The sequence below is a fragment of the Streptomyces sp. NBC_00249 genome (assembly GCF_026342355.1).
GTDB lineage: Bacteria > Actinomycetota > Actinomycetes > Streptomycetales > Streptomycetaceae > Streptomyces.
In genome coordinates, this window is the sequence record NZ_JAPEMV010000005.1 from 286,319 (window position 1) to 312,165 (window position 25,847).

The window sequence follows — 25,847 nt, forward strand, 5'->3', positions numbered from 1 at the left end:
GCACGGAGTTCGCGGTTTCCCATTGACTGGACAGTCGGAATATGTCCCTCCCGTAGGCCCGGTATGGATCCCCACCAGGCCTCATGGGGCGAGAGCGGAGCCGAAGGGGAGATTCCGGACAATCGCGAAAATAAGCGCCAGCCCGCCGATGCCCCACCAGTAGACCGGCCTCAGGACGATCCTGGGCACCGGCCCGCCGCGGAAGGCCCGCACCAGCCACAGCGCCAGGAACCCGGCGAGGACGACGTAGCCGGCGACCGCGGCCGCATTGGCCCCCAGCGCCGTCACCAGGTCCCCCTGGGCGAAGGCGTGCGCGCTGCGCAGTCCCCCGCAGCCCGGGCACAGGATCCCGGTCAGCCGCAGCATCGGGCAGACCGGGTAGTGCCCCGGCTCGTTGGGGTCCACGGCGCCCACGTACGCGAAGGCGGCCACCACCCCGGCCAGGGTGAGCGCCGGAGCGGCCGCCCGCCGGGCCCGGGAGACCGGCGCCGGGGCGGGCGGCGGCTGCCGGGGTCCGGCGGCGGGAGCCGCCGGAGCGGGAGGAGTGCGAGAGGCTTCCACCCGCTGATTCTCTCCGGTCATGACAAAAGGCGCAGCCCGACGGGGCCGCGCCTTTCGAACCGCGTCCCGCGCACGGCGGGACCACGGGAACCGCGCTCAGACCTTGGCGGGAACCCGGTTGGCGGCGATGACCTCGGCGAGGTCACGGTGGGTGGCCTTCGGCGCGCCCATGCCCGCGGCCCGCATCGCCATGCCGACGACACCGCCGAGCACGACCACGACGAGGCCGGCCCAGAACCCGATCGGGTTCGCCAGCACCATGAAGGCACCGGAGACGCAGAAACCGATGAAGGCGATGACGACACCGGTCCAGGCGGCCGGGGTGTGTCCGTGGCTCGTGCCCGCCATGAGTTGCTCCTCGTTGCTCTGTCGCGCGTGCTGTGTCGCACGCTCGGTCTCATTGTCCCGCACCGGGCGGCGGGATCGTGCAGTGGGTGGGGTGTTCGCCCGCCCTCAGCGGGTGGGGTCCTCGCCCCGGTCCAGAGCCTTCCACAGGTCCTCCGGCCGGTCCGGGTCCACCGCCGCGGGCCTGCGGGTACGGGGGCTGCCGTCCCGTTCGTAGCGGCCGCCCATGGCGGGCCAGCTCCGGCCGAAGCGCAGCGCCAGCAGCCCGGCGAGCAGGATGAGCACGGCGCCCGAGGCCGTGACGTACGGCCACGCCGTATGGCTGAGCTCGACCACCCGGGCGGCGGTGTCGGCGGTCGCCGTGGCGGCCCGCTCGTCCAGCGCCCGGCGGTCGTCGGCGGCGGCCACCGCGGCCAGGGCCGCGCCCAGACCGCTCAGCGCCAGCAGCCCGGACACCAGCAGCCGGCTGCGGCCGCGTACGGCGAACACCGCGACCAGGGCCGCGAGTCCCACGATCGCCAGGGCGGCGGGCAGGCCCGTGACGGCCCGGCCGTCGGCGGTCAGCGGGAGCGAGCCGCCGCCGACGGCGGCGCTGCCCCGCGCCCAGACCCGGCCGGAGGCCAGCAGGACGACGGTGGCACCGAGCGCGCCGAGCAGCAGGGCGACGGCCACGCTGCGCCGGCCGCCGCCGCTCTCGGCGGCCTCGGCTTCGTTTCGGGGGTGGGGTACGGCACTCACGTACCCCACTATCCCCTACGCCCTCAGCCGAGGTGGAGGCGGTTCGCCGCTCCCACCGCGCGGAGCACGGCGGCCGCCTTGTTGCGGCACTCCTGGTCCTCCAGCTCGGGCACCGAGTCGGCGACGACCCCGGCGCCGGCCTGCACGTACGCCGTCCCGTCGCGCAGCAGCGCGGTGCGGATGGCGATGGCCGTGTCGGAGTCCCCCGCGAAGTCGAGGTAGCCGACGCAGCCGCCGTAGAGGCCTCGGCGGGAGGGCTCCAGCTCCTCGATGATCTGCATGGCGCGCGGCTTGGGCGCACCGGAGAGGGTGCCGGCCGGGAAGCAGGCCGTGAGCACGTCGAAGGCCGTCTTGCCCTCGGCGACGCGCCCGGTGACGGTGGAGACGATGTGCATGACGTGCGAGTAGCGCTCGATGCTCATGAAGTCGACGACCTCGACGGAGCCCGGCTCGCAGACCCGGCCCAGGTCGTTGCGGCCCAGGTCGACGAGCATCAGGTGCTCGGCGCGTTCCTTGGGGTCGGCGAGCAGCTCCTCGGCGAGGTCGTTGTCCTCCTGCGGGGTCGCGCCGCGGTGGCGGGTGCCGGCGATCGGGTGGACCATGGCCCGCCCGTCCTCGACCTTGACCAGCGCCTCGGGGCTGGACCCGACCACGTCGAAGCCGTTCTCGAAGCGGAAGAGGTACATGTACGGCGACGGGTTCGTGGCCCGCAGGACCCGGTAGACGTCCAGCGCGGAGGCCTGGCAGGGGGTCTCGAACCGCTGCGAGGGCACCACCTGGAAGGCCTCGCCGGCCCGGATGCGCTCCTTGATGTCCTCGACGGCCACCTGGTACTTCTCCCCGCCCCACAGCGCGTCGAAGGGGGGCAGCGCGGACTCCGGCAGCGGGACGGGCGCGTAGGGGGCGGGCTGGGCGAGGTCGGCCTCCATGGCGTCGAGCCGGGCCACCGCGTCCGCGTACGCCTCGTCCACGCCCGTGTCGAGGTCGTTGTGGTTGATCGCGTTGGCGATGAGCTGGACCGTGCCGTCCCAGTGGTCCATGACGGCCAGGTCGGAGGTGAGCAGCATGGTCAGCTCGGGCAGCTGGAGGTCGTCGGTGGTGTGCTCGCCGATGCGCTCCAGGCGGCGCACGATGTCGTAGCCGAGGTAGCCGACCATGCCGCCGGTGAAGGGGGGCATGCCGCCCGCGAGGTCGCGGGGGGTGTGCAGGGCCTCGACGGTGGCGCGGAGGGCTTCGAGGGGGTCGCCGTCGGTGGGGACGCCGACGGGCGGGGTGCCGATCCAGTGGGCCTGGCCGTCGCGGACGGTCAGGGTGGAGGCGCTGCGGACGCCGACGAAGGAGTAGCGGGACCAGGACCGGCCGTTCTCGGCGGACTCCAGCAGGAAGGTGCCGGGGCGCTCGGCGGCCAGCTTCCGGTACAGCCCGACCGGGGTGTCCCCGTCGGCGAGCAGCTTGCGGCTCACGGGGACGACGCGGCGGTCGACCGCGAGCTTGCGGAACGTATCGAGATCCATGGGGCGGAAACCCTACCTACCTAGTCGGCTGCGCTGATCAGGACATCGGCGTCGAAGCAGGTACGGGCCCCCGTGTGGCAGGCGGCGCCGACCTGGTCGACCTTGACGAGCACGGTGTCGGCGTCGCAGTCGAGCGCGACGGACTTCACGTGCTGGAAGTGGCCGGAGGTGTCCCCCTTGACCCAGTACTCCTGACGGCTGCGCGACCAGTACGTGCAACGGCCGGTGGTCAGGGTGCGGTGCAGGGCCTCGTCGTCCATCCAGCCGAGCATCAGCACCTCACCGGTGTCGTACTGCTGGGCGATGGCCGGAACCAGGCCGTCCGGGGAGCGCTTGAGGCGGGCGGCGACGGCGGGATCGAGGGAGGACGTACTCATGGGTGCCATTGTGCCGCGAGATGGGGGCGGGTACGGATCACTGTCCGCCTGATGGGCAGGCAGATGGGCCCGCCCGGCCGTACGCTTGCGGGCATGTCTACCCATGCGAAGCGTGAACGCCTGCTGCTGGCCGACCTGTTGGAAGCGGTGGGGCCGGAGGCGCCGACGCTGTGCGACGGCTGGACCGCGCGGGAGCTGGCGGCGCACGTCGTCGTGCGGGAACGGCGGCCGGACGCGGCGGGCGGTCTGCTGCTGAACGTGCTCAAGGGGCGGCTGGACGCGGCGATGGCCGAGTACACGGCCAAGCCGTACGAGGAACTGGTCCAGCTGATCAGGACCGGGCCGCCGAAGCTGTCGGTGTACGCGCTGAAGCAGATCGACGAGGCGGCGAACGCGGTGGAGTTCTACGTCCACGCGGAGGACGTGCGGAGGGCGCAGCCGGACTGGTCGCCGCGGGAGCTGGACCGGGTGTTCTCGGACGCGCTGTGGTCCCGGCTGGAGAAGCTGGCCCGGCTGACGGGCCGCCGCTCGCCGGTGGGCCTGGTCCTGCGCCGCCCGGACGGCCGCACGGCGGTCGCCCACAAGGGCACCCCGGTGGTGACGGTCACGGGCGAACCGGGCGAACTGACCCTGTTCTGCTTCGGCCGCCAGGCCGCTGCCGCGGTGGAACTGGACGGCTCGAAGGAAGCCATCACCAGCCTGACGGGCGCGCGCCTGGGCATCTAGCCGCTGCCGCTGCCCTGGCCGGGCGGGGTCGGGGACGGGGTCTGCCCGGGCCGGGGTCGGGGACGGGGTGGGGTGCCGTCCGGGATAGGCATGATTTATGGCGCCCGTTCCGCAGCTCCGTCGGTGCGGCGGTACCGCGCGCCAACACATCACGTTTTACATCCCGGACGACACCCCACCCCGTCCCCGACCCCTCACGTCGAATCCAGCCCCGCCGGCGTTTGAGGCGCGGGGTCTGGGGCGGAGCCCCAGGGGTTTGAGCCGCGCCGGCTCTGAGGCGGGAACGGTGGAAGGGCGGGTAGGGGACCAGCCCCGCGCAGCGGGACACGTCCGGTACCGCCCGGGCGGGGGCCGGGGCCGCCCGGGCAGGGGTCAGCGGACCGGGTGGCCCGCTTCGCGAAGGGTGGCTTTGACCTCGGAGATGCGCAGGTCGCCGAAGTGGAACACCGAGGCGGCCAGAACCGCATCCGCCCCCGCAGCAATGGCCGGCGCGAAGTGCTCCAGCCGCCCGGCGCCGCCGGAAGCGATCACCGGCACGGTGACGTGCTTGCGGACGGCCGCGATCATCTCGGTGTCGTAGCCGTCCTTCGTCCCGTCGGCGTCCATCGAGTTCAGCAGGATCTCCCCGGCGCCCAGCTCGGCGGCCCGGTGCGCCCATTCGACGGCGTCGATGCCGGTGCCCTGGCGGCCGCCGTGGGTGGTGACCTCGAAGGAGCCGCCGGCGGTGCGGCGCGCGTCGACCGACAGGACCAGGACCTGACGGCCGAAGCGCTCGGCGATCTCCTGGATCAGTTCGGGGCGGGCGATGGCGGCCGTGTTGACGCCCACCTTGTCCGCGCCGGCCCGCAGCAGCTTGTCCACGTCGTCGGCGGTGCGTACGCCGCCGCCCACGGTCAGCGGGATGAAGACCTGCTCGGCGGTGCGCCGGACCACGTCGTAGGTGGTCTCGCGGTTGCCGGAGGAGGCGGTGATGTCGAGGAAGGTCAGCTCGTCGGCGCCTTCGGCGTCGTACAGCTTGGCCATCTCCACCGGGTCGCCGGCGTCGCGCAGGTTCTGGAAGTTGACGCCCTTGACGACCCGGCCGTTGTCCACGTCCAGGCAGGGGATCACGCGTACGGCGAGGCTCATGCCGCACCTCCGTACGCTTCGACCTCGACCTCGACGACCATGCTGGGGTCGACGAAGCCCGAGACGATGATCATGGATGCGGCGGGGCGGACCGCGTCGAAGAGTTCCTTGTGGGCGCGGCCCACCTCGTCCACGTCCCGGGCGTGGGTGAGGTACATCCGGGTGCGGACCACGTGCTCGGGGCCGAGGCCGGCCTGGGCGAGGGCCTTGAAGGCGACGCCGAAGGCACCGATGGCCTGGTCGTACGGGCCGTTGGCGTCGGCCGCGGTGCAGCCGGAGACCAGGACGAGGCCGTTCGGGAGCTGGACGGCGCGGGAGTAGCCGATGACGTCCTCGTAGGCGCCTCCGGAGGAGATGCGGCGCACCTCGGAAGTGCTGCTCATGCGGAGACCACCTTCAGGGCTTCTTCCAGGGTGAAGGCCTTGGCGTACAGGGCCTTGCCGACGATCGCGCCTTCGACGCCCTGCGGTACGAGCGCGGAGAGCGCGCGCAGGTCGTCGAGGCTGGAGATGCCGCCGGAGGCGACGACGGGCCGGTCGGTGGCGGCGCAGACGTTCTTCAGCAGCTCCAGGTTGGGGCCGGTGAGGGTGCCGTCCTTGCCGATGTCGGTGACGACGTACCGGGCGCAGCCCTCGGAGTCCAGGCGGGCGAGGGTCTCGTAGAGGTCGCCGCCCTCGCTGGTCCAGCCGCGGCCCTTGAGGGTGGTGCCGGTGACGTCGAGGCCGATGGCGATCTTGTCGCCGTGCTCGGCGATGGCCTTGGCGGCCCACTCGGGGGTCTCCAGGGCGGCGGTGCCGAGGTTGACGCGGGTGCAGCCGGTGGCGAGGGCCGCGGCGAGCGTGGCGTCGTCGCGGATGCCGCCGGACAGTTCGACCTTGATGTCCATGGCTCGGGTGATCTCGGCGACCAGGGCGCGGTTGTCGCCGGTGCCGAAGGCGGCGTCCAGGTCGACGAGGTGCAGCCATTCGGCGCCGGAGCGCTGCCAGGCGAGGGCCGCCTCCAGCGGGGAGCCGTAGGAGGTCTCGCTGCCGGAGACTCCGTGGACGAGGCGGACGGCCTGGCCGTCGCGGACGTCGACGGCGGGGAGCAGTTCGAGTGTCTTCGGCATCAGAGGGTCTCGATCCAGTTGGTGAGCAGCTGGGCGCCGGTGTCACCGGACTTCTCGGGGTGGAACTGGGTGGCCCACAGGGCGCGGTTCTCCACGGCGGCGACGAAGGGCTCGCCGTGGGTGGCCCAGGTGACGCGGGGGGCGCGGATGGCCGGGTTGGTGACTTCCAGGTTCCATTCGTGCGCCGCGTAGGAGTGCACGAAGTAGAAGCGGGCGTCGGCGTCGAGGCCGGCGAAGGCCTGGCTGTCGGCGGGGGCGTCGACCGTGTTCCAGCCCATGTGGGGGACGACGGGGGCCTTGAGCGGGCCGACGGTGCCGGGCCATTCGTCGAGGCCCTCGGTCTCCACGCCGTGTTCGATGCCGCGCTCGAAGAGGATCTGCATGCCGACGCAGATGCCCATGACGGGGCGGCCGCCGGAGAGCCTGCGGCCGATGATCCAGTCGCCGCGGGCCTCCTTGAGGCCCTTCATGCAGGCGGAGAAGGCGCCGACGCCGGGGACGAGGAGTCCGTCGGCGTCCATGGCCTTGTCGTAGTCGCGGGTGATCTCCACGTCTGCGCCGACGCGAGCCAGGGCCCGCTCTGCGGAGCGGACGTTGCCGAAGCCGTAGTCGAAAACCACGACCTTCTTGGTCGGTCTGGCGGGACTAGAAGCGCTCATCCCAACCTCCTTGCGTGAAAACTCCCGGCTTCAGCCGGGTAGGGAACGCGTCCACGGCTCGGGATCGCGCCCAGGCGCGGTGCCGTTGCGTGAAGCCGTGACCTGTACTTGTGTTCGGATCGTGACCGACCCTAGCGTCCGGGGCGTGGGAACTTCTTCTCTGGTGAAGCGGGCGTTCAAGTACCGCTTCTATCCGACCGACGCGCAGGCAGCCGAGCTGTCGCGGACGTTCGGGTGTGTACGGAAGGTCTACAACCTGGCCCTGGCCGCCCGCGCGGATGCTTGGACCCGCCAGGAGCCTATGGGGTACGGGCAGACGTCGGCGCTTCTCACCGCGTGGAAGCGGACCGAGGAGCTGGCGTATCTGGCTGAGGTGTCCTCGGTGCCGTTGCAGCAGGCACTGCGGCATCTGCAGAGTGCGTTCGCGGGGTTCTGGGGAAAGCGGGCGAAGTACCCCCGCTTCAAGTCGAAGCGGAAGTCCCGGGCCTCGGCCGAGTACACGCGCAGCGCGTTCCGCTACGCCGACGGCCACCTGACGCTCGCGAAGATGGCCGAGTCGTTGGATGTCGTGTGGTCGCGCTCCCTCCCGCCTGGGGCGACACCGAGCACCGTGACGGTCTCCCGGGACAGTGCCGGGCGCTGGTTCGTGTCCCTTCTGTGCGAGGACACCCCTGCCCCGATGCCCGCCACCACGAACGCGGTGGGCATCGACGCCGGACTGACCGTGCTGGTCACCCTCTCCACCGGCGAGAAGATCCCCAACCCCCGGCATGAGCGCAGGGACCGCGACCGGCTGGCGCGTGCGCAAAGGGCGCTGGCCCGGAAGGAAAAGGGCAGCAGGAACCGAGCCAAGGCCCGCACCCGAGTGGCCCGGATCCACGCCCGGATCACCGACCGCCGCCGGGATCACCTGCAAAAACTCACGACTCGACTCGTGCGCGAAAACCAAACGCTCGTGATCGAGGACCTCACCGTCAAGAACTTGCTCAGGAATCACACGCTCGCCCGGGCCATCTGCGATGCGGGCTGGCGTGAGCTGCGCTCCATGCTGGAGTACAAGACGGCCTGGTACGGACGCGAGCTGATCACCATCGATCGGTGGTTCCCCAGCACACGCCTGTGCTCGGCCTGCGGGATCGTGGCCGACACGATGCCACTGCACGTCCGCGAGTGGACGTGCGGGAACTGTGGGACGACCCACGACCGGGATGGGAACGCCGCCGTGAATCTTCTGGCCGCCGGGCTGGCGGTTGCTGCCTGTGGAACGGGTGTAAGACCTCATCGGGAGTCCTCCTCTCGGTCGGGGCAGTCCGTGGTGAAGCAGGAAACCCCACCCGTGAGGGTGGGGCTTCCCTCCCGCTAGGGAGGGAAGGAGGTCAATCCCAGATTCCTTGGATTCGCAGGACTCCGGCGGCGAGGCACATCGCGGAGCCGAGGGCGAGCAGGATGATGACCGACTTGGGCATCTTCTGCTTCTGGAAGGAGTAGACGCCTCCGGCGAGGAACAGGCCGAGGACGATCAGGATGGTGTTGAGGCCGTTCACGGCTAGAGGGCGCCCTTCGTGGAGGGCAGGATCCCGGCGGCGCGGGGGTCGAACTCGGCGGCGTAGCGCAGGGCCCGGGCGAGGGCCTTGAACTGGCACTCCACGATGTGGTGGGCGTTGCGGCCGTACGGGACGTGGATGTGCAGGGCGATCTGGGCCTGCGCGACGAAGGACTCGAAGATGTGCCGGGTCATCGTCGTGTCGTACTCGCCGATCATCGGCGCCATGTTCTCGGGCTCGGTGTGCACGAGGTAGGGGCGGCCGGAGAGGTCGACGGTGACCTGGGCGAGGGACTCGTCGAGCGGCACGGTGCAGTTGCCGAAGCGGTAGATGCCGACCTTGTCGCCGAGGGCCTGCTTGAAGGCGGCGCCGAGCGCGAGCGCGGTGTCCTCGATGGTGTGGTGGCTGTCGATGTGCAGGTCGCCGTCGGTCTTGACGGTGAGGTCGAAGAGGCCGTGGCGGCCGAGCTGGTCGAGCATGTGGTCGTAGAAGCCCACACCCGTCGACACGTCGACCTTGCCGGTGCCGTCGAGGTTTATCTCGACGAGGACCGAGGTCTCCTTCGTGGTGCGTTCGACCCGTCCGATGCGGCTCATGCCTGCTGCTCCTTCTTCAGTGCGCGAACCGCTTCCAGGAACGCGTCGTTCTCTGCCGGGGTGCCGGCGGTGACGCGCAGCCACCCCGGTACGCCGTTGTCCCGGACCAGGACGCCCTGGTCGAGGATCTTCTGCCAAGCGGTGTGGGAGTCGTCGAACTTCCCGAACTGGATGAAGTTCGCGTCGGACTCGGTGACCTCGTAGCCGAGGGCGCGCAGCTCGGTGACGAGCCGGTCCCGTTCGGCCTTGAGCTGCTCGACGTAGCCGAGCAGGGTGTCGGTGTGCTCCAGCGCGGCCAGCGCGGTCGCCTGGGTCACGGCCGACAGGTGGTACGGCAGGCGCACCAGCTGGACGGCGTCGACGACGGCGGGGTGCGCGGCCAGGTAGCCCAGGCGCAGGCCGGCGGCGCCGAAGGCCTTGGACATGGTCCGGGAGACCACCAGGTTCGGCCGGCCCTCGATGAGGGGCAGCAGCGAGTCCCGGTGGCTGAACTCCACGTACGCCTCGTCCACGATGACCAGGGACGGCTTCGCCGCCTGCGCGGCCTCGTAGAGGGCCAGGACCGTCTCCGCCTCGACCGCGGTGCCCGTGGGGTTGTTGGGCGAGGTGATGAAGACGACGTCGGGTGTGTTCTCCGCGATGGCCTGCTCGGCCGCCTCCACGTCGATGGTGAAGTCCTCCCGGCGCGGGCCGGAGATCCAGCCCGTCCCGGTGCCCCGGGCGATCAGGGCGTGCATCGAGTACGAGGGCTCGAAGCCGATCGCGGTGCGGCCGGGCCCGCCGAAGGTCTGGAGCAGCTGCTGGAGGACCTCGTTGGAGCCGTTGGCGGCCCAGACGTTCTCGCGGGCGACCGGGTGCTTGGCCGTACGGGTGAGGTAGGCGGCCAGCTCGGTGCGCAGCTCGACGGCGTCCCGGTCGGGGTAGCGGTTGAGGGTGCGGGCGGCGTCGGCCACGCGCTCGGCGATGCGCCGTACGAGCTCCTCGGGGAGTTCGTACGGGTTCTCGTTGGTGTTCAGCTGGACGGGCACGTCGAGCTGCGGGGCGCCGTACGGGGTCTTGCCGCGCAGCTCCTCCCGGATGGGGAGGTCGTCGATGCCGATGCGGGTCATACGGTCGGCACCTTCCATCCGAAGCGGGCCTTCAGGGCGGCGCCGTGCGCGGGCAGGTCCTCGGCCTCGGCGAGGGTCACCACGTGGTGGGTGACCTCGGCGAGGGCGTCGCGGGTGTAGTCGACGATGTGGATGCCGCGCAGGAAGGACTGCACGGACAGGCCCGAGGAGTGGCAGGCGCAGCCGCCGGTGGGCAGGACGTGGTTGGAGCCTGCGCAGTAGTCGCCGAGGGAGACCGGGGCCCAGGGGCCGACGAAGATCGCGCCGGCGTTGCGGACGCGGGCGGCCCAGGCGGCGGCGTCGGCGGTCTGGATCTCCAGGTGCTCGGCGCCGTACGCGTCGACGACCTTCAGGCCGTCCTCCAGGCTGTCGACCAGCACGATCGCGGACTGCTTGCCGGCCAGGGCGGGCTTGATCCGGTCGTGGATGTGCTTGGAGGCCGCGACCTGCGGCTCCAGCTCCCGCTCGACGGCGTCCGCGAGCTCGGCGGAGTCCGTGACGAGGACGGCGGCGGCCAGCGGGTCGTGCTCGGCCTGGCTGATCAGGTCGGCGGCGACGTGCACCGGGTCGGCGGTGGAGTCGGCGAGGACGGCGATCTCGGTCGGGCCGGCCTCGGTGTCGATGCCGATCTTCCCGGTGAAGTAGCGCTTGGCGGCGGCGACCCAGATGTTGCCGGGGCCGGTCACCATGTTGACGGGCAGGCACTCCTCGGTGCCGTACGCGAACATCGCGACGGCCACGGCGCCGCCGGCCGCGTACACCTCGTCCACGCCGAGCAGCGCGCACGCGGCGAGGATCGTCGGGTGCGGCAGGCCCCCGAACTCCTTCTGCGGCGGGGACGCGAGCGCGATCGACTCGACGCCCGCCTCCTGCGCCGGTACGACGTTCATGACGACGGACGACGGGTACACGGAGCGGCCGCCGGGGGCGTACAGGCCCACGCGCTCGACCGGAACCCACTTCTCGGTCACGGTGCCGCCGGGGACCACCTGGGTGGTGTGCTCGCTGCGGCGCTGGTTGCGGTGCACGATCCGGGCGCGCCGGATGGACTCCTCCAGGGCGGCGCGGACGGCCGGATCCAGCTGTTCCAGGGCGGCCGTGATGGCCTCCGCGGGAACACGGGCCGAGGTGAGCTCGACGCCGTCGAACTTCCGCGCGTACTCGATCAGTGCCGCCGTGCCACGATGATGGACGTCCTCGCAGATGGGCCGCACTTTCTCCAGGGCAGCTTCTACGTCGAACTCGGCACGGGGCAGCAGATCGCGCAGGGCGCCACCCTCGGGGAGGGCGTCACCGCGCAGGTCGATACGAGAGATCACCTCCCAATTCTCTCAGACCGTCTCCCGCCACCGTCCGCCCGTATCACTGGCTGATACACGCCGTGGATGTCAGTGGCTCCCCTTAGCGTTCCCCTACACGCAAGTGATCGCGGAGGGGGGCCGCCATGACCGAGACGTACGAGGACGGACGACCGGGTGATCTGACCGATCCGGAGCACCGCATGTGGCAGGCGTTCCGCACGGGCAGCGTCTGCGACCTCAGCGCCCGGGTCACCGGGCAGGACGATCCGCACTCCGACCAGGTGTGGGGCCCGGAGCGCAGCGTCCGGGCGGACGTCGTGGCGCTGCTGCTGTTGGCCGGGCCGGCGCCGGTCCCGGGCCGGGTGGCCTCGCTGAAGCTGCGGGGCGTACGGATCACCGGGCGCCTGGACCTGTCGGGGGGCACGGTGGGCCCGTACGTGGAGATCCGTTCGTGCCGTTTCGACGGTGAGATACAGCTGTCGGAGACCCGCTTCGGCACGCTGCGGCTGGACAACTGCGCGGTGCCCCGGCTGGAGGGGGCCCGGCTGCACACGGAGGGGGACCTGCACCTCGCGCACTGCCGGGTCGCGCGCGGCATCCGGCTGACCGATGCCCAGATCGGCACGGACCTGCTGGTCAGCCATGCGGTCGTGCAGCGGGACAACCGGGGGCGGGCGATAGCCGGGGACGGGATGTCGGTCGCGCAGGACTTCCAGGCCGACATGCTGGAGACGTACGGGGAGGTCAGCCTGCGCGGGGCGAAGGTCGGCGTGTCGATGAGCATGCGCGGGGCGCGCCTGCTCAACCCCTACGGCCGCCGGGCCCTGAACGCCCCGACCCTGACCGTCGAACGGACCCTGTACCTGACCTCGATCGCGCTGGCGCCCTCCACGGGGGACACGAACCGCGCGTACGACTGGGGGCAGACGCCCACGCGCGGCGGGCCGACGCAGCACTTCGAGTGCCGGGGCGGGCTGCGCCTCGACGACGGCCGCTTCGGGGATTCGGTCGATTTCTACGGGGCCCGCTTCGAGCTGCAGGCGGACCAGGAGATATCGCTGCGCCGGATGCAGACGCCCGAGTTCAGGTTCGTGGGCGAGGCGCCGGAGCGGGGCCGGGTGGTGCTGTCGGGGGCGAAGGTGGTCAAGCTCGTCGACCGCTCGACGAGCTGGCCGGGCCGCGGCCAGGTGTCCATGGAGGGCTTCGTCTACGAGAACCTCGCGCCCCGCGGCCACTTCCCGCTCTCCCGCCGCCTGGAGTGGGTGGAGGCGGCCACGCCCGAGTACTCGCCGGAGCCGTACGAGCGGCTCGCGGCCGTGCTGCGGGCGGGCGGTGAGGACTCGGACGCCCGCGGGGTGCTGCTGGCCAAGCAGCGCCGCCGCCGGGCCACGCTGGCTCCGGCGGCCCGGGCCTGGGGGTACCTCCAGGACTGGACGGTGGTCTACGGCTACCGGCCGGGGCGGGCGGCGCTGTGGATGGCGGTGCTGTGGGCGGCGGGCACCCTGCTGTTCCTGCGCCACCAGCCGGATCCCATCAAACCGGGGGAACACCCTCACTGGAGTGCCGCTCTGTACGCGCTGGACCTGCTGCTCCCGGTGATCGACCTCGGGCAGGAAGGCCAGTGGGACGTGTCCGGCGGTTGGCAGTGGGGCGCGGCGGCGCTGGTGCTGCTGGGGTGGATCCTGGCCACGACGGTGGCGGCCGGGGCGTCCCGGCTGCTGAGGCGGGGGTGACGGCTTCGGCCGTCCGGCCACTACCCTGTGCCTCGTGACCACCGTTCGCCTGCCCCTCTTCCCGCTGAACTCGGTGCTGTTCCCGGGCCTCGTGCTGCCGCTGAACATCTTCGAGGAGCGCTATCGCGCCATGATGCGCGAGCTGCTGAAGACCGGTGACGACGAGCCGCGCCGTTTCGCCGTGGTCGCGATCCGCGACGGCCGGGAGGTCGCCCCGACCGCGCCCGGCCTGCCGGACCAGACGGCCCTGCCCGAGCGGGGCCCGGCCGCGGGCTTCGGCGCGGACCCGATCCAGGCGTTCCACCGGGTGGGCTGCATCGCGGACGCGGCGACGGTCCGGGAGCGGGAGGACGGCAGTTTCGAGGTCCTCGCCACCGGCACGACCCGGGTGCGGCTGCTGTCGGTCGACGCGTCGGGGCCGTTCCTCGTGGCGGAGCTGGAGGAGCTGGCCGAGGACCCGGGCGACGGCGCGGGCGCCCTGTCGGAGGGGGTGCTGAGGGCCTTCCGCAGCTACCAGAAGCGCCTCGCGGGGGCCCGGGAGCGGACGCTGGCTCCGGCTCCGGACCTGCCGGACGAGCCGTCGGTGGTGTCGTACCTGGTGGCGGCGGCCGCGGTGCTGGACATCCCGGCGAAGCAGCGGCTCCTGCAGGCCCCGGACACCGCGACCCGGCTCGCGGAGGAGCTGAAGCTGCTGCGCGCGGAGACCGCGGTGATCCGCCACCTGCCGTCGCTCCCGGCGGTGGACCTGACCCGCGCCCCGACGAGCCCCAACTGACCCGGAGCGGCATGGCGAAGAAGAAGCAGCAGACGGCGGGCACCCCGGCGATCGTCGCCCTGACGGCGGCCGGGCTGCCCTTCACCACCCACGCCTACGAGCACGACCCGGCCCATTCCTCGTACGGGGAGGAGGCCGCCGAGGCCATGGGCGTCTCCCCGGACCGGGTCTTCAAGACCCTGGTCGCGGAGGTCGACGGGGTCCTCACGGTGGCGGTGGTCCCGGTGTCGGGTTCGCTGGACCTGAAGGCGCTGGCCACGGCGGCCGGCGGCAAGCGGGCGGCGATGGCCGACCCGGCGCTGGCGGAGCGCACCACGGGCTACGTCCGGGGCGGGATCTCCCCGCTGGGGCAGCGCAAGCGGCTGCGTACGGTCCTGGACGCGTCGGCGACGGCCCATCCCACGATCTGCGTGTCGGCGGGCCGCCGCGGCCTGGAGGTCGAGCTCTCCCCGGCGGACCTGGCGGCCCTCACGGACGCCGTCCTGGCGCCCATCGGCCGGGGCTAGGCCGTCTAGGCGGTCAGGCCTTCTCCGAGGGCTCCGCGTGGACGTGCGGCGGCGGGTAGGTGCCGTACCACTCGGTGGACGGGGACGGGTCCCGGGGGGACCACAGGGCCGTGAGGCCGAGGTGGACGGCGACGGCGGCCATCGGCCACACCAGCAGCGTCCCCTGCGCGAGCAGCTGGAGCGGGGCGTCGAAGGCGACTCCCTTGCCCGCCTTGCCCGCGGCCGTCACCAGGTCGGCGTCCGGGCCGAGCCACAGGCCCAGCCGCCATCCGACGAGGGAGGCGAAGCACGCGCCGACGGCCAGGCCGATCACCAGCGCGACGCCCCCGCGGCGGCGCCACAGGAACACGCCGACGGCGCTGAGCACGCCGAGCCCCAGGGCCAGCAGGAAGAAGGTGCCGTCGGCGCCGATCCGCGCCTCGCTCTCGGTGTTCTTCAGGAAGACGGCCTCCCCGTTGGACACGTACTGCACGCGCGGCGCGAGCCAGGCCCACAGCAGTCCGAGGAGCACCCCGGCCACCCCCACCACGAGGGCGACGGCGGCTCCGTCTCGGATGTCCGCCGGGCTGGTCCCCGCGTCGGAGGCCGGCTCCGGGGGGAGCGGCGGCGCGTCGAAGGGGGACGGGGGCGGGGTCACGGCTTCGGTCACCCCCACATCGTGCCAGGTGCGCGCGCCGGAGGCGTCAGCGGACCGCTGCCCGCCGGTACGCCCAGGTGGCGACGGCCAGCGACAGGACGCCGACGGCCCCGCACACGCCGAGGTCGAGGAGGACCGCCGCCCAGTCGGGGTGCGGGGCGAAGGTCTCCGCGAAGGCCTCCACCCCGTACGTGGAGGGCAGCAGGTCCCGCGCCCACACGACGACGTCCGGCATCCGCTCGGCCGGCAGTACGCCCAGCAGCAGCGCCGCCGACATGCCGAGCTGCCCGGCCAGCGTGGCCAGCTCCTGGCGCGGCGCGAGCAGCCCGAGCGCGGCGCCCAGCCCGGCGAGCGCGGCCCCGGCCAGCGGTACGACGGCGGCCAGGATCCACAGCCCGCCCATCGGCAGCCCGAACAGCACGCATCCGAAGACGGCGGTGACCAGGGTCCCCGGCAGGGTGAAGGAGGCGTACGCGCCGGCCGCGCCCAGCACCACGGAGGCGGGCGGGACCGGCAGGGTGGCGTAGTGGTCGAGTCCGCCGCCGGCCCGCAGCTGCCCGAAGTACTGCGCGAGCAGGTTCAGCGCCACGAAGGCGACGACGAGCACCGAGGAGCCCGCGACGACGGCCCGGGCCTCGGAGCCCCCGTCCACGACGCCCCGCATGAGGACCATGATCCCGACGGACTGGAAGGTGGCCACGAACAGCAGCGGGATCCGCGCCACCCGCGCCCGGGACAGCTGCGCCCGGTAGACGGCGGCCAGGGCGGGGAAGAGCCGCGCCCGCGGGGCCAGGACACCAACGGTGGTCACGACTTGACCAGACCCTTCATCCGGCCGCCCAGCGCGAGGTAGACGTCCTCGAGGCTGGGGGTGGCCAACGTGAAATCGTCGAGGGCGGCGAAGGCCGGGCCCCCGGTGACGGCGGCGACGGCCGCGCGGGCCTCGTCCTGTGCCAGCCGCAGCACCCAGCGGCGTCCGGAGCCGTCGGCCAGCGGGGCCAGCGCCGCGACCTCGGGCACCTCCAGCGGCGGGGCGGTGCGCCAGACGAGTTCCAGGCGGACCTCGTCGGAGATCGTGGCCTTGAGTCCGGCCGGGGTGTCGCAGGCGATGACCTTGCCCTGGTCGATGACGGCGACCCGGTCGAGGACGGTCTCGGCCTCGATGACGTTGTGGGTGACGAGCAGCACGGTCGCGCCGTGCCGGGCCCGGCGCCGGTCGACGGCCTCCCAGACGGCCCGCCGGGCGACGGGGTCCATGCCGGTGGTGGGTTCGTCGAGGACGAGTACGGCCCGCTCCCCCACCAGCGCGGCGGCGAAGCAGGCGAGGCGGCGCTGGCCGCCGGAGAGCTTCTTCAGGGGGCGTGCGGCGATCCCGGTCAGCCCGAGTTCCTCCAGCACCTCGTCGCGGGCGGTGCGGGCGGCCGGGGCGGTGAGCCCGCGCAGCCGGCCGGTGGTCTCGGCGGCGAGGGAGACGGTGAGCTCGTCGAGGGCGGTGGACTCCTGGCCGAGGTAGGCGAGGAGCCGGGCCGCGCGCTCGGGGTGGCGTACGAGGTCGTGGCCGAGCAGGGTGACGGTGCCGGAGTCGGGGCGTTGCAGTCCGGTGAGCTGGCGGACCAGGGTGGACTTGCCGGCGCCGTTGGGGCCGAGGAGGCCGAAGATCTCACCGCGCCGGACGTCCAGGGAGATGCCGTCGTTGGCGCGGGTCTCGGGCAGGGCGGGGGCGCCGCGCCGGCCGCGTACGGCGGGGTACGTCTTGACCAGGTCACGCACCGCGCAGACCACGTCGGAAGCCGCTCCGGCGGCTGCTGCCGTGGGGTGCCCTGCCTGTGCTGTGCCCGTACTCACGAGGGAGCAGCCTACGCGGCTTCCGCCCCTACTCGGCCGCCGGGGTCGCCGGGGTCGCGGGCGGGGAGCCGGTCCCCGCGCCGGGTCCGCCGGGTGCGGTCGTGACGTGTTCGGCGGCGGCGCGGACGTCGATCTCCCGCCAGAACCCGGCGCGGATGGCGTAGCGGTCGTGTTCGTCGATCTGGTCGTCCTTGTGGGCGAGGAGCCCGAAGCGGGCGGCGTAGCGCAGCAGCTCCCCGTCGATGCGGTGGGGGACGCGCGGGTACATGGTGGCCAGTTTCTGGAGGTGGACGGTCTCCGGGAGGCGTTCCATCCAGCGGCGGGCGAACACCTGGCCGACCTCGAACGGGTCACCGCCGACGGTGGTGATGTCCTCCTCGCGGTCCGCCCAGCGCTGTTCGGCGCTGGTGAGCTGGGCGAGGGTGGGCAGGGAGGCGGTCTCGGCCGGTTCGCCGAGGGGGCCGGCGCGGTCGATCCAGCCCTTGTCGGAGGACCAGCGCAGGGCGCTGCCGGCCGGGGCGTGGCCGTTGTGGGCGCTGGGCGCGGCGCCGGCGGGGGCCATGGCGGTGCTCTGGCCGGGGGCCCGCAGGGAGGCGAGGTCCTTGGGGGTGGGGACGGGCTTGGCCGCTTCGGTGGCGGGCGCCGGTACGGGTGCTCCGTTCGGGGGGTTCCCGGTGGCGGGCCGGCCGCCGTTGCCGTTGCGGGCGGCCTCGGCGAGGGCGGCCTCGGGCAGCGGCGCGGAGAGGATCGCGGCGATCTCGGGGCGGGGTGCGGGCGGCGGGGAGCACAGTCCTGTGAGGTCCTTGGCGCGGACGGCCCGGGTGATCCAGGCGCGGTCCAGGACGCGGCGTTCGTCGGCCTCGGCGACGAGGTCCTCGGACTGGTTGTAGTCGCCGTCGGCGGCCTGGACGGCCCAGAGGTGGACGGCGACGCCGTGTTCCTTGGCGGACATCAGGCCGGGCAGCAGGTCGCCGTCGCCGGTCACGAGGACCACGTCGGAGCAGGCCCGGTTGCGGGCGAGTTCGGTGAGTTCGGCGTGCATGGCGGCGTCCACGCCCTTCTGCGCCCAGCGGCCGTCGCTGCGGGTCAGGGCGCCGAGGCGGACGGTCACGCGGGGCATGACGCGCAGCCGCCGGTGTTCGGGCTGCGGGACCCGGTCGGGTGCGCCGTCGAACCAGTAGATGCGCAGCAGGGGCTGTTCGGTGTCGGCCTCGGCCCGTTCTCGCAGGCCCTGGATGAGGGCGGCGTGGTCCACGGTGATGCGGGAGCGGGAGGGCTCTCCGGCGAGGAGGCTCGCGGCGGCGCCCAGCAGATATCCGGCGTCCACCAGGACGACGCAGCGGTCCACGCGTTCCACCCTCTTCCCTGGGGGTCCACTCAAGGTTTTCCCCGAGTCTGCCCGACCACAAGGGTGTTGACGGCCGGAACTCGATCATCGGCGTGGCGGATCTCGCGCGGGCGCGGTGAAGGGACCTTCACTACACGCAGTAATGATCCAAAATGCGGGGTTTATGGTGGTGTGTGAGTGTGAAGGCGGCCCTGGCCCCTACACCCCCCACGGAGGCATTCCATGGCCAAGAACAAGAACCAGAAGCAGCCGGCGAAGCAGCAACCGCGTCCGGGCGGGCAGGACACGTCGAAGGGTTCGGTGGAGTCGTCACCCGAGGAGCGCACCTCGCAGTCGCCGAGTCCGCTGGACATGGCCCACAAGAGCAAGCAGAAGCGCTTCGGCCACAACTGACCCCACCCGGTCGGCCGCGTCGCGTGCGGTGAAGACGGAAGGGCTCGTCCGGCGGTGCCGGACGAGCCCTTCCGTACGCGGTGGCGGGGTTATCCGGCCAGGCAGGACGGCCCGAGGAGGACCTTGAGGTCGCCGAAGAGCGCGGGGTCGGGCTTGACCCGGTGCTTGTCGAGGCGCAGCACGGTGGTGGTGCGCGGCCCCTGGAGCTTGATCCGCACCTCGCTGTTGCCCTGGTGGTGGCGCAGGATCTCGCCCAGTCGGGTCACCATCGGCGGGGTGACCTTGACGGTGGGGATGGTGAGGACGACGGGGGCGTTGGTGCCGGCGTTGGACACGTCGGGGACCATCATCTCCATGGCGACCAGGCGGGGGACGTCCTCGCGCTTGTCGAGGCGGCCCTTGACGAAGACGACGGTGTCCTCGACCAGCTGGGTGGAGACGAGCTGGTAGGTCGCGGGGAAGAACATGCATTCGATGGAGCCGGCCAGGTCCTCGACGGTGGCGATCGCCCAGGCGTTGCCCTGCTTGGTCATCTTGCGCTGGAGGCCGGAGATGATGCCGCCGATGGTGACGACGGCGCCGTCGGAGTGCTCGCCGCCGGTGAGCTGGGAGATCCCGGCGTCGGTCTTGTCGGAGAGGACGTGCTCCAGGCCGAAGAGCGGGTGGTCGGAGACGTACAGGCCGAGCATCTCGCGCTCCTGGGCGAGCAGGTAGGACTTCTCCCATTCGACGTCGGAGAACTCCACGTCGAGCCCGAAGCCGGGTTCGTCGCTCGCGCCCTCGTCACCCATTCCGCCGAAGAGGTCGAACTGTCCCTCGGCCTCCTTGCGCTTGACCGCGACCACGTTGTCGATCATCGGTTCGTGGTGGGCGACCAGGCCCTTGCGGGTGTGGCCCATCTCGTCGAAGGCGCCGGCCTTGATCAGGGACTCGACGGTGCGCTTGTTGCAGACGACGGCCTCGACCTTGTCCAGGAAGTCGGGGAAGCTGGAGTACTTCCCCTTGGCCTTCCTGGTCTTGATGATCGACTCGACGACGTTCTGGCCGACGTTGCGGACGGCGGTGAGGCCGAAGAGGATCACGTCGTCGCCCTGGGCGGCGAAGTTCGGCTCGGACTCGTTCACGTTCGGCGGGAGCACCTTGATGCCCATGCGGCGGCACTCGTTCAGGTAGATCGCGGACTTGTCCTTGTCGTCCTTGACCGAGGTGAGCAGGCCCGCCATGTACTCGGCCGGGAAGTTCGCCTTGAGGTAGGCGGTCCAGTAGGAGACCAGGCCGTACGCGGCCGAGTGGGCCTTGTTGAAGGCGTAGCCGGCGAAGGGGACCAGGACGTCCCACAGGGCCTGGATGGCCTGGTCTGTGTACCCGTTCTTCCGGGCGCCCTCCTGGAAGATGGTGAAGTTCTTCGCCAGCTCCTCGGGCTTCTTCTTGCCCATCACGCGGCGCAGGATGTCGGCCTCGCCGAGGGAGTACCCGGCGATGATCTGGGCGGCCTTCTGCACCTGCTCCTGGTAGACGATCAGGCCGTAGGTGACCGCGAGCACCTCTTCGAGGGGCTTCTCCAGGTCCGGGTGGATCGGGGTGATCTCCTGCTGCAGGTTCTTGCGCAGGGCGTAGTTCGTGTGCGAGTTCATGCCCATCGGGCCCGGCCGGTACAGGGCCGAGACGGCGGAGATGTCCTCGAAGTTGTCGGGCTTCATCAGGCGCAGCAGGGAGCGCATGGGCCCGCCGTCGAACTGGAAGACGCCGAGGGTGTCGCCGCGGCCGAGCAGTTCGAAGGTCTTGGGGTCGTCGAGCGGGAGGGCCAGGAGGTCGATGTCGATCCCCTTGTTGGCCTTCACCATCTTGACGGCGTCGTCCATGATCGTGAGGTTGCGCAGGCCGAGGAAGTCCATCTTCAGCAGGCCGAGCGACTCGCAGCTCGGGTAGTCCCACTGGGTGATGGTGACGCCGTCGGTGTGCCGCACCCAGACGGGCACGTGGTCGGTGATCGTCTCGCTGGACATGATCACGCCGGCGGCGTGCACGCCCATCTGGCGGACCAGGCCCTCCACACCGCGCGCGGTGTCGATGACCTTCTTGACGTCCGGCTCGTTCTCGTACATCCCGCGGATCTCGCCGGCCTCGCCGTAGCGCGGGTGCTTGGGGTCGAGGATGCCGGAGAGCGGGATGCCCTTGCCGAGGACGTCGGCGGGCATGGCCTTGGTGAGCCGGTCGCCCATGGCGTACGGGTAGCCGAGGACGCGCGCGGAGTCCTTGATCGCGTTCTTGGCCTTGATGGTGCCGTAGGTGCCGATCATGGCGACCTTGTCGGCGCCGTACTTCTCGGTCACGTACCTGATCACTTCGACGCGCCTGCGCTCGTCGAAGTCGATGTCGACATCGGGCATGGAGACGCGCTCGGGGTTCAGGAACCGCTCGAAGATCAGACCGTGGGTGATCGGGTCGAGGTCGGTGATGCCCATGGCGTACGCGACGATCGAGCCGGCCGCGGAGCCTCGGCCCGGGCCCACCGCGATGCCCTGGTTCTTGGCCCACATGATGAAGTCGGCGACCACGAGGAAGTAGCCGGGGAAGCCCATCGAGATGATCGTGTCCATCTCGTACTCGGCCTGCTTCATCCGGTCGTCCGGGATGCCCCCGGGGTAGCGGCGGTGCATGCCGCGCATGGTCTCCTCGCGGAACCACGTGACCTCGGTGTAGCCGTCCGGGATGTCGAACTTCGGCATCAGGTTCCGGAACTGGAACATGCCCTCGGTCTCGATCTGGTCCGCGACCAGCTTGGTGTTGGCGCAGCCCTCCTGCCAGGCGTCCGAGGAGTCGATGGCGTACATCTCCTCCGTGGACTTCAGGTAGTAGCCGGTGCCGTCGAAGCGGAACCGGTCCGGGTCCGAGAGGTTCTTGCCGGTCTGGATGCAGAGCAGGGCGTCGTGGGCGCCGGCCTCGCTGGCGTAGGTGTAGTGCGAGTCGTTCGTCACCAGGGGCGGGATCCCCAGCTTCTTGCCGATCTCCAGCAGGCCGTCGCGGACCCGGCGCTCGATCTCGATGCCGTGGTCCATCAGCTCCAGGAAGTACCGGCCCTTGCCGAAGATGTCCTGGTACTCGGAGGCGGCCTTCAGGGCCTCGTCGAACTGGCCGAGGCGCAGCCTGGTCTGGAGCTCGCCGGAGGGGCAGCCGGTGGAGGCGATCAGGCCCTCCGACCACTTGGAGATGGTCTCCTTGTCCATGCGCGGCCACTTCGTGAGCCAGCCCTCGGCGTACGCGTCGGAGGACAGCCGGAAGAGGTTGTTCAGACCGGTGGCGTTCGCCGCCCAGATCGTCTTGTGGGTGTATCCACCCGAACCGGACACGTCGTCGCGCTTCTGGTGGGGCTGGCCCCACTGGATGCGCCGCTTGTTGCGCCGGGACTCGGGGGCCACGTACGCCTCGATGCCGATGATCGGCGTGATCCCGGCCTTCTGGGCGGTGTGGAAGAAGTCGTAGGCCCCGTGCAGGTTGCCGTGGTCGGACATCGCGATGTGCGACATGCCCATCTCGTTGCACGCGTTGAACATGTCCTTCAGCCGCGCGGCACCGTCCAGCAGCGAGTACTGGGTGTGGACGTGCAGGTGCGTGAACGGCGTCTTGGTCACGGCGCGGTACCTCCGGCGGCGGGTGAGGGGGGCAGCCTCGAAGTCTACGTCTCAGCGGCTGCGGACGCGGGCCTCGCGAGCCTCCGCGCCGAAGTCGACCGCCACGTTCCGGCCGTGGCCCGATACCTTCTACGGGCACAGAACCGGAACCCCCCGGCTGCCGTCTGGAGGGGCGGGGCCCTTGCCCGCGCCCGCCGCACCGGCGGCAGCGCGGACGGGTCCCGGCCCAGCTACCGTTCCAGCGCCAGGAGGCACCCATGGCGGTCCCCGAGACCACCGACGAGCAGCGCGCCGAGCAGATACTCGACGTGTTCGACACCGCGTTCGGTGAGCTGCTCGCCGCAGACCCGGCCGCCTTCCAGGTCAAATTCCGCAAGATGGCGGCCTCCGCCTTCGCCTTCTACCGGGGCACGGCCTGCCTCTTCTACGCCGACCTGGAGCGCGACCGGCACGGCGGCCCCTACCTGGACGAGCGCACCGGCCGGGTGTGGATCCACGGCGATCTGCACGCCGAGAACTTCGGCACCTACATGGACTCCAACGGCCGGCTGGTCTTCAACGTCAACGACTTCGACGAGGCCTACGTCGGCCCGTTCACCTGGGACCTCAAGCGCTTCGCCGCCTCGATCGCGCTGATCGGCTACACCAAGGCCCTCAGCGACGAGCAGATCAGCGCGCTGGTGCGGATCTACGCGGGCGCCTACCGGGAGCGCATCCACCACCTGGCCGCGGGGGCCAAGCACGAGGAGGTCCCCTCCTTCACCCTCGACACCGCCGACGGCCCGCTGCTGGCCGCCCTGCGCGACGCCCGCTCCCGTACCCGTTTCTCCCTGCTGGACTCGATGACCGAGATCCGCGACCACGAGCGCCGCTTCTCCTCGGGCGGAGGGGCGATCGAGCTGGACGCGGCCACCCGCTACAAGGTGCTGGCCGCCTTCGACGGGTACCTGGAGACCCTGCCGGAGGAGTCGCTGGTGCGCCCCGACTCCTACCGGGTCAAGGACGTGGTCGGCCGCCGCGGCGTCGGCATCGGCTCGGCCGGCCTGCCCTCGTACAACATCCTGCTGGAGGGGCACAGCGACGCCCTGGAGAACGACGTCGTGATCTACCTCAAGCAGGCGCAGACCCCCGCCGTGTCCCGGCACGTCACCGACCGGGCGGTGCGCGAGTACTTCCAGCACGAGGGGCACCGCACGGTGATCTCCCAGCGGGCCCTGCAGGCGCACGCCGACCCGTGGCTGGGCTGGACCGAGCTGGACGGCGCCGGGCAGCTGGTGGCGGAGGTCTCCCCGTACGCGGTGGACCTGGACTGGTCCGACCTGGACGACCCTGAGGAGATCGCGGCGGTGGTCGCGGACCTGGGCCGGGCCACGGCCACCATGCACGCGGCGGCCGACGCGGCGGAGAGCGGCCAGTCCCTGGTGCCGTTCTCCACCGAACGCGCCATCGACGCGGCCATCGCCGCCGACGAGGAGGGCTTCCCCAGCCTGCTGGTGGACTTCGCGCACGCCTACGGGGCGCGGGCCCGGGCCGACCACCAGATCTTCGTGGACCTCTTCCGCAACGGCCGGATCACGCCGTAGGTCCCGGGGAGTACCAGACCCTGGGCCCTGGTTTCACAGGGAGGCATGGCAGACTCGCGGCGATGGACATATCAGGGGCAGGGCTGAGGGGGCTGCGGGCCGCGCTGTTCAGCGCGCTCGTCGTGCTGCTCTCGGCCGGCACCCACGTGCTGATGTCCCAGGTGCCGCTGCCGCCCGCGCTGATCGGCGGGGCCTTCGCCACGGTCTTCGCGCTCTCCTTCGCGCTGGCCGGCCGGGAGCGGGGCTTCGGCCCGATCGCCGCGCTGCTCGTTCCGCTGGAGCTCGCCGCCGACACCGTCTTCACCGCCGGGCAGCACGTCTGTTACGGCCCCGCGGGCGGCCCGGTCTCCGGGCCGCTGCGCGCGATGGGGCTGGACGAGCTGTGCGGCGGGACCCCGGTGGGCGGTTCGCTGCCCGGGGTGGCCGGGCCCGCCGGTGATCCGGCGGCGCTGCTGGCCGCGCCGGGGCCGTGGACGCCCTGGCTGCTGCTCGGCGGGCACGTCACGGTCGGACTGCTGGCCGCCGCCTGGCTGCGCCACGGCGAGCGGGCGCTGGCCCGGCTGCTGCGCGCGGCGGCCGTCTGCGCGTTCCGGCCGCTGCTGCTGGCGGTGGCCTCGGTGGCGGTGCCCGCCGGCCGGGCCGGGCGGGCGCTGCGTCCGCTCCTGGCGCGCGCGGGGGCCCGTACCCGCTTCCCGGCACATTCCGTGGGACGGCGGGGACCTCCCGTACGCACGGCGCTCGCGAGCGCCTGAGACGCGTACGGCAGTCACCCCTCTTCCCTCTTTCACCTCCCACGGAGATCACCATGAGTTCACGCAACAGCCAGGCCAACAAGCAGGCGGCCCGCGAGAAGCTGCGCGCCGAGCGCGAGAAGCAGGCCAAGAAGGACCGGGCCCGCCGGCAGCTGGTCGTGGCCGGCGCGGTCGTCGGTGTGCTGGCCCTGGCGGGCGGCGTCGGTTACGCCGTCGTCCAGGCCAACCAGCCCGGCTACTGGGAGAAGGCCGAGGAGGCCGCCCTGGTGAAGCCGAAGAACACCGAGGGCGAGAACGGCACCACGGTCGTCATCGGCAAGGCCGACGCGAAGAAGACCCTCGAGCTGTACGAGGACTCGCGCTGCCCGGCGTGCGCCCAGTTCGAGCAGGCGGTGGGCGAGCAGGTCAAGAAGGACGTGGACGCGGGCAAGTACAAGCTCCGCTACTTCGGTGCCACCTTCATCGACAACATGGCCAAGGGCGAGGGCTCGAAGAACGCGCTGAGCGCGCTGGGCGCGGCGCTGAACGTGAGCCCGCAGGCCTTCCTCGACTTCAAGGGCGCGCTGTACTCGAAGGAGCTGCACCCGGAGGAGACCGTCGACTCCTTCGCCAAGGACGACTACCTGCTCAAGGTCGCGGCCACGGTGCCGGCGCTCAAGGACAACGCCGAGTTCAAGAAGGCCGTCGAGGACGGTACGTACGACCGGTGGGCGATGGAGATGTCGAAGGCCTTCAACGCGTCGGACGTGAAGGGCACTCCCACGCTGAAGATGGACGGCAAGAAGATAGAGACCCCGCAGACGGCGGACGCGTTCACGGCGGCGGTGGACAAGGCCGTCGCCGGCTGACACTCCCCCTGACGGACCGACGGGCGGGCGAACTCTCAGAGTTCGCCCGTCCGTTGTCTTTTCGAGACTGTCTCAAACCCGTACCCCTC

General features: G+C 71.7%; 27 protein-coding genes. 9 read left to right on the forward strand and 18 right to left on the reverse strand.

What is annotated here, in order from left to right:
• Positions 1-81: 81 nt before the first annotated feature.
• From OOK31_RS23070 to hisI, 5 genes are all read right to left on the reverse strand, one after another.
• On the reverse strand, positions 82-561 hold the full coding sequence (locus OOK31_RS23070) for a DUF2752 domain-containing protein (RefSeq protein ID WP_267089203.1): 480 nt from the start codon (positions 559-561) through the stop codon (positions 82-84).
• A 96-nt stretch (positions 562-657) separates the two neighbouring features.
• Positions 658-909, reverse strand: coding sequence for an HGxxPAAW family protein (locus OOK31_RS23075; protein WP_267089204.1), 252 nt, complete (start codon positions 907-909; stop codon positions 658-660).
• A gap of 105 nt (positions 910-1,014) precedes the next feature.
• Positions 1,015-1,653: a TIGR02234 family membrane protein gene (locus OOK31_RS23080; RefSeq protein WP_267089205.1), complete on the reverse strand. Its 639-nt coding sequence runs from the start codon at positions 1,651-1,653 to the stop codon at positions 1,015-1,017.
• Between the two features lie 14 nt (positions 1,654-1,667).
• Positions 1,668-3,158 carry an anthranilate synthase component I gene (locus OOK31_RS23085; RefSeq protein WP_267089206.1) on the reverse strand — a complete coding sequence of 497 codons (1,491 nt, stop codon included), beginning with the start codon at positions 3,156-3,158 and terminating at the stop codon, positions 1,668-1,670.
• Between the two features lie 20 nt (positions 3,159-3,178).
• On the reverse strand, positions 3,179-3,544 hold the full coding sequence (hisI, locus tag OOK31_RS23090; RefSeq protein ID WP_267089207.1) for a phosphoribosyl-AMP cyclohydrolase: 366 nt from the start codon (positions 3,542-3,544) through the stop codon (positions 3,179-3,181).
• 84 nt (positions 3,545-3,628) lie between these two features.
• Here hisI and OOK31_RS23095 point away from each other — a divergent pair, with 84 nt between their 5' ends.
• Positions 3,629-4,261, forward strand: coding sequence for a TIGR03085 family metal-binding protein (locus OOK31_RS23095; protein WP_267089208.1), 633 nt, complete (start codon positions 3,629-3,631; stop codon positions 4,259-4,261).
• A gap of 372 nt (positions 4,262-4,633) precedes the next feature.
• Here OOK31_RS23095 and hisF read toward each other — a convergent pair whose 3' ends face one another.
• The 4 genes from hisF to hisH are packed head-to-tail and all read right to left on the reverse strand — an operon-like array spanning position 4,634 to position 7,156.
• Positions 4,634-5,389 (reverse strand): imidazole glycerol phosphate synthase subunit HisF, encoded by a 756-nt coding sequence (hisF, locus tag OOK31_RS23100; protein WP_267089209.1) that lies wholly within the window; start codon positions 5,387-5,389, stop codon positions 4,634-4,636.
• Positions 5,386-5,772, reverse strand: coding sequence for a RidA family protein (locus tag OOK31_RS23105; protein ID WP_267089210.1), 387 nt, complete (start codon positions 5,770-5,772; stop codon positions 5,386-5,388). The genes hisF and OOK31_RS23105 overlap by 4 nt, the downstream gene beginning before the upstream one ends.
• Positions 5,769-6,497 (reverse strand): bifunctional 1-(5-phosphoribosyl)-5-((5-phosphoribosylamino)methylideneamino)imidazole-4-carboxamide isomerase/phosphoribosylanthranilate isomerase PriA, encoded by a 729-nt coding sequence (gene priA, locus OOK31_RS23110; protein WP_267089211.1) that lies wholly within the window; start codon positions 6,495-6,497, stop codon positions 5,769-5,771. The genes OOK31_RS23105 and priA overlap by 4 nt, the downstream gene beginning before the upstream one ends.
• Positions 6,497-7,156: an imidazole glycerol phosphate synthase subunit HisH gene (gene hisH / locus OOK31_RS23115; RefSeq protein ID WP_267089212.1), complete on the reverse strand. Its 660-nt coding sequence runs from the start codon at positions 7,154-7,156 to the stop codon at positions 6,497-6,499. Before hisH ends, priA begins: the two co-directional genes overlap by 1 nt.
• A 163-nt stretch (positions 7,157-7,319) precedes the next feature.
• Between hisH and OOK31_RS23120 the strand changes: the two genes are divergently transcribed.
• Complete coding sequence (locus OOK31_RS23120; protein WP_267089213.1) at positions 7,320-8,519, forward strand: RNA-guided endonuclease TnpB family protein; 1,200 nt, start codon at positions 7,320-7,322, stop codon at positions 8,517-8,519.
• Positions 8,520-8,532: 13 nt separating this feature from the next.
• Here the strand turns inward: OOK31_RS23120 and OOK31_RS23125 are convergent, their stop codons facing one another.
• Genes OOK31_RS23125 through hisD form a run of 4 tightly spaced genes read right to left on the reverse strand, consistent with a single transcriptional unit; the run spans position 8,533 to position 11,724 of the window.
• The gene (locus tag OOK31_RS23125) at positions 8,533-8,700 is read right to left on the reverse strand and encodes a hypothetical protein (RefSeq protein WP_267089214.1); all 168 of its coding nucleotides are present in this window, start codon (positions 8,698-8,700) and stop codon (positions 8,533-8,535) included.
• 2 nt (positions 8,701-8,702) lie between these two features.
• The gene (gene hisB, locus OOK31_RS23130) at positions 8,703-9,296 is read right to left on the reverse strand and encodes an imidazoleglycerol-phosphate dehydratase HisB (RefSeq protein ID WP_030155936.1); all 594 of its coding nucleotides are present in this window, start codon (positions 9,294-9,296) and stop codon (positions 8,703-8,705) included.
• A complete protein-coding gene (locus tag OOK31_RS23135; RefSeq protein ID WP_267089215.1) occupies positions 9,293-10,405 on the reverse strand; it encodes a histidinol-phosphate transaminase in 1,113 nt (370 codons plus the stop codon). The genes hisB and OOK31_RS23135 overlap by 4 nt, the downstream gene beginning before the upstream one ends.
• Positions 10,402-11,724 carry a histidinol dehydrogenase gene (gene hisD / locus OOK31_RS23140; RefSeq protein WP_267089216.1) on the reverse strand — a complete coding sequence of 441 codons (1,323 nt, stop codon included), beginning with the start codon at positions 11,722-11,724 and terminating at the stop codon, positions 10,402-10,404. Before hisD ends, OOK31_RS23135 begins: the two co-directional genes overlap by 4 nt.
• A gap of 125 nt (positions 11,725-11,849) precedes the next feature.
• On the opposite strand from hisD, the gene OOK31_RS23145 reads away from it, so the two are divergent.
• From OOK31_RS23145 to ybaK, 3 genes are read left to right on the forward strand one after another with little or no spacing between them, the layout of a single operon-like run.
• Complete coding sequence (locus OOK31_RS23145) at positions 11,850-13,439, forward strand: oxidoreductase (RefSeq protein WP_267089217.1); 1,590 nt, start codon at positions 11,850-11,852, stop codon at positions 13,437-13,439.
• 34 nt (positions 13,440-13,473) lie between these two features.
• On the forward strand, positions 13,474-14,214 hold the full coding sequence (locus OOK31_RS23150) for an LON peptidase substrate-binding domain-containing protein (RefSeq protein WP_267089218.1): 741 nt from the start codon (positions 13,474-13,476) through the stop codon (positions 14,212-14,214).
• Positions 14,215-14,225: 11 nt separating this feature from the next.
• The gene (gene ybaK, locus OOK31_RS23155) at positions 14,226-14,720 is read left to right on the forward strand and encodes a Cys-tRNA(Pro) deacylase (protein WP_267089219.1); all 495 of its coding nucleotides are present in this window, start codon (positions 14,226-14,228) and stop codon (positions 14,718-14,720) included.
• A gap of 13 nt (positions 14,721-14,733) precedes the next feature.
• Here ybaK and OOK31_RS23160 read toward each other — a convergent pair whose 3' ends face one another.
• From OOK31_RS23160 to OOK31_RS23175, 4 genes are all read right to left on the reverse strand, one after another.
• Complete coding sequence (locus OOK31_RS23160) at positions 14,734-15,369, reverse strand: hypothetical protein (protein ID WP_267089220.1); 636 nt, start codon at positions 15,367-15,369, stop codon at positions 14,734-14,736.
• A gap of 34 nt (positions 15,370-15,403) precedes the next feature.
• Positions 15,404-16,168, reverse strand: coding sequence for an ABC transporter permease (locus tag OOK31_RS23165; RefSeq protein WP_267089221.1), 765 nt, complete (start codon positions 16,166-16,168; stop codon positions 15,404-15,406).
• Positions 16,165-17,139, reverse strand: a complete 975-nt coding sequence (locus OOK31_RS23170) for an ABC transporter ATP-binding protein (RefSeq protein WP_267089511.1) — start codon at positions 17,137-17,139, stop codon at positions 16,165-16,167. Before OOK31_RS23170 ends, OOK31_RS23165 begins: the two co-directional genes overlap by 4 nt.
• 91 nt (positions 17,140-17,230) lie before the next feature.
• Positions 17,231-18,559: an NYN domain-containing protein gene (locus tag OOK31_RS23175; protein ID WP_267089222.1), complete on the reverse strand. Its 1,329-nt coding sequence runs from the start codon at positions 18,557-18,559 to the stop codon at positions 17,231-17,233.
• A 213-nt stretch (positions 18,560-18,772) separates the two neighbouring features.
• Between OOK31_RS23175 and OOK31_RS23180 the strand changes: the two genes are divergently transcribed.
• Complete coding sequence (locus OOK31_RS23180; RefSeq protein WP_267089223.1) at positions 18,773-18,943, forward strand: hypothetical protein; 171 nt, start codon at positions 18,773-18,775, stop codon at positions 18,941-18,943.
• 89 nt (positions 18,944-19,032) lie between these two features.
• Here OOK31_RS23180 and dnaE read toward each other — a convergent pair whose 3' ends face one another.
• Positions 19,033-22,575 (reverse strand): DNA polymerase III subunit alpha, encoded by a 3,543-nt coding sequence (gene dnaE, locus OOK31_RS23185; protein ID WP_267089224.1) that lies wholly within the window; start codon positions 22,573-22,575, stop codon positions 19,033-19,035.
• A gap of 257 nt (positions 22,576-22,832) precedes the next feature.
• Here dnaE and OOK31_RS23190 point away from each other — a divergent pair, with 257 nt between their 5' ends.
• From OOK31_RS23190 to OOK31_RS23200, 3 genes are all read left to right on the forward strand, one after another.
• Positions 22,833-24,158: a DUF2252 domain-containing protein gene (locus OOK31_RS23190; RefSeq protein WP_267089225.1), complete on the forward strand. Its 1,326-nt coding sequence runs from the start codon at positions 22,833-22,835 to the stop codon at positions 24,156-24,158.
• A gap of 62 nt (positions 24,159-24,220) precedes the next feature.
• A complete protein-coding gene (locus tag OOK31_RS23195; RefSeq protein ID WP_267089226.1) occupies positions 24,221-24,910 on the forward strand; it encodes a hypothetical protein in 690 nt (229 codons plus the stop codon).
• A 53-nt stretch (positions 24,911-24,963) separates the two neighbouring features.
• Positions 24,964-25,758, forward strand: coding sequence for a DsbA family protein (locus tag OOK31_RS23200; protein ID WP_267089227.1), 795 nt, complete (start codon positions 24,964-24,966; stop codon positions 25,756-25,758).
• Positions 25,759-25,847 lie beyond the last annotated feature (89 nt).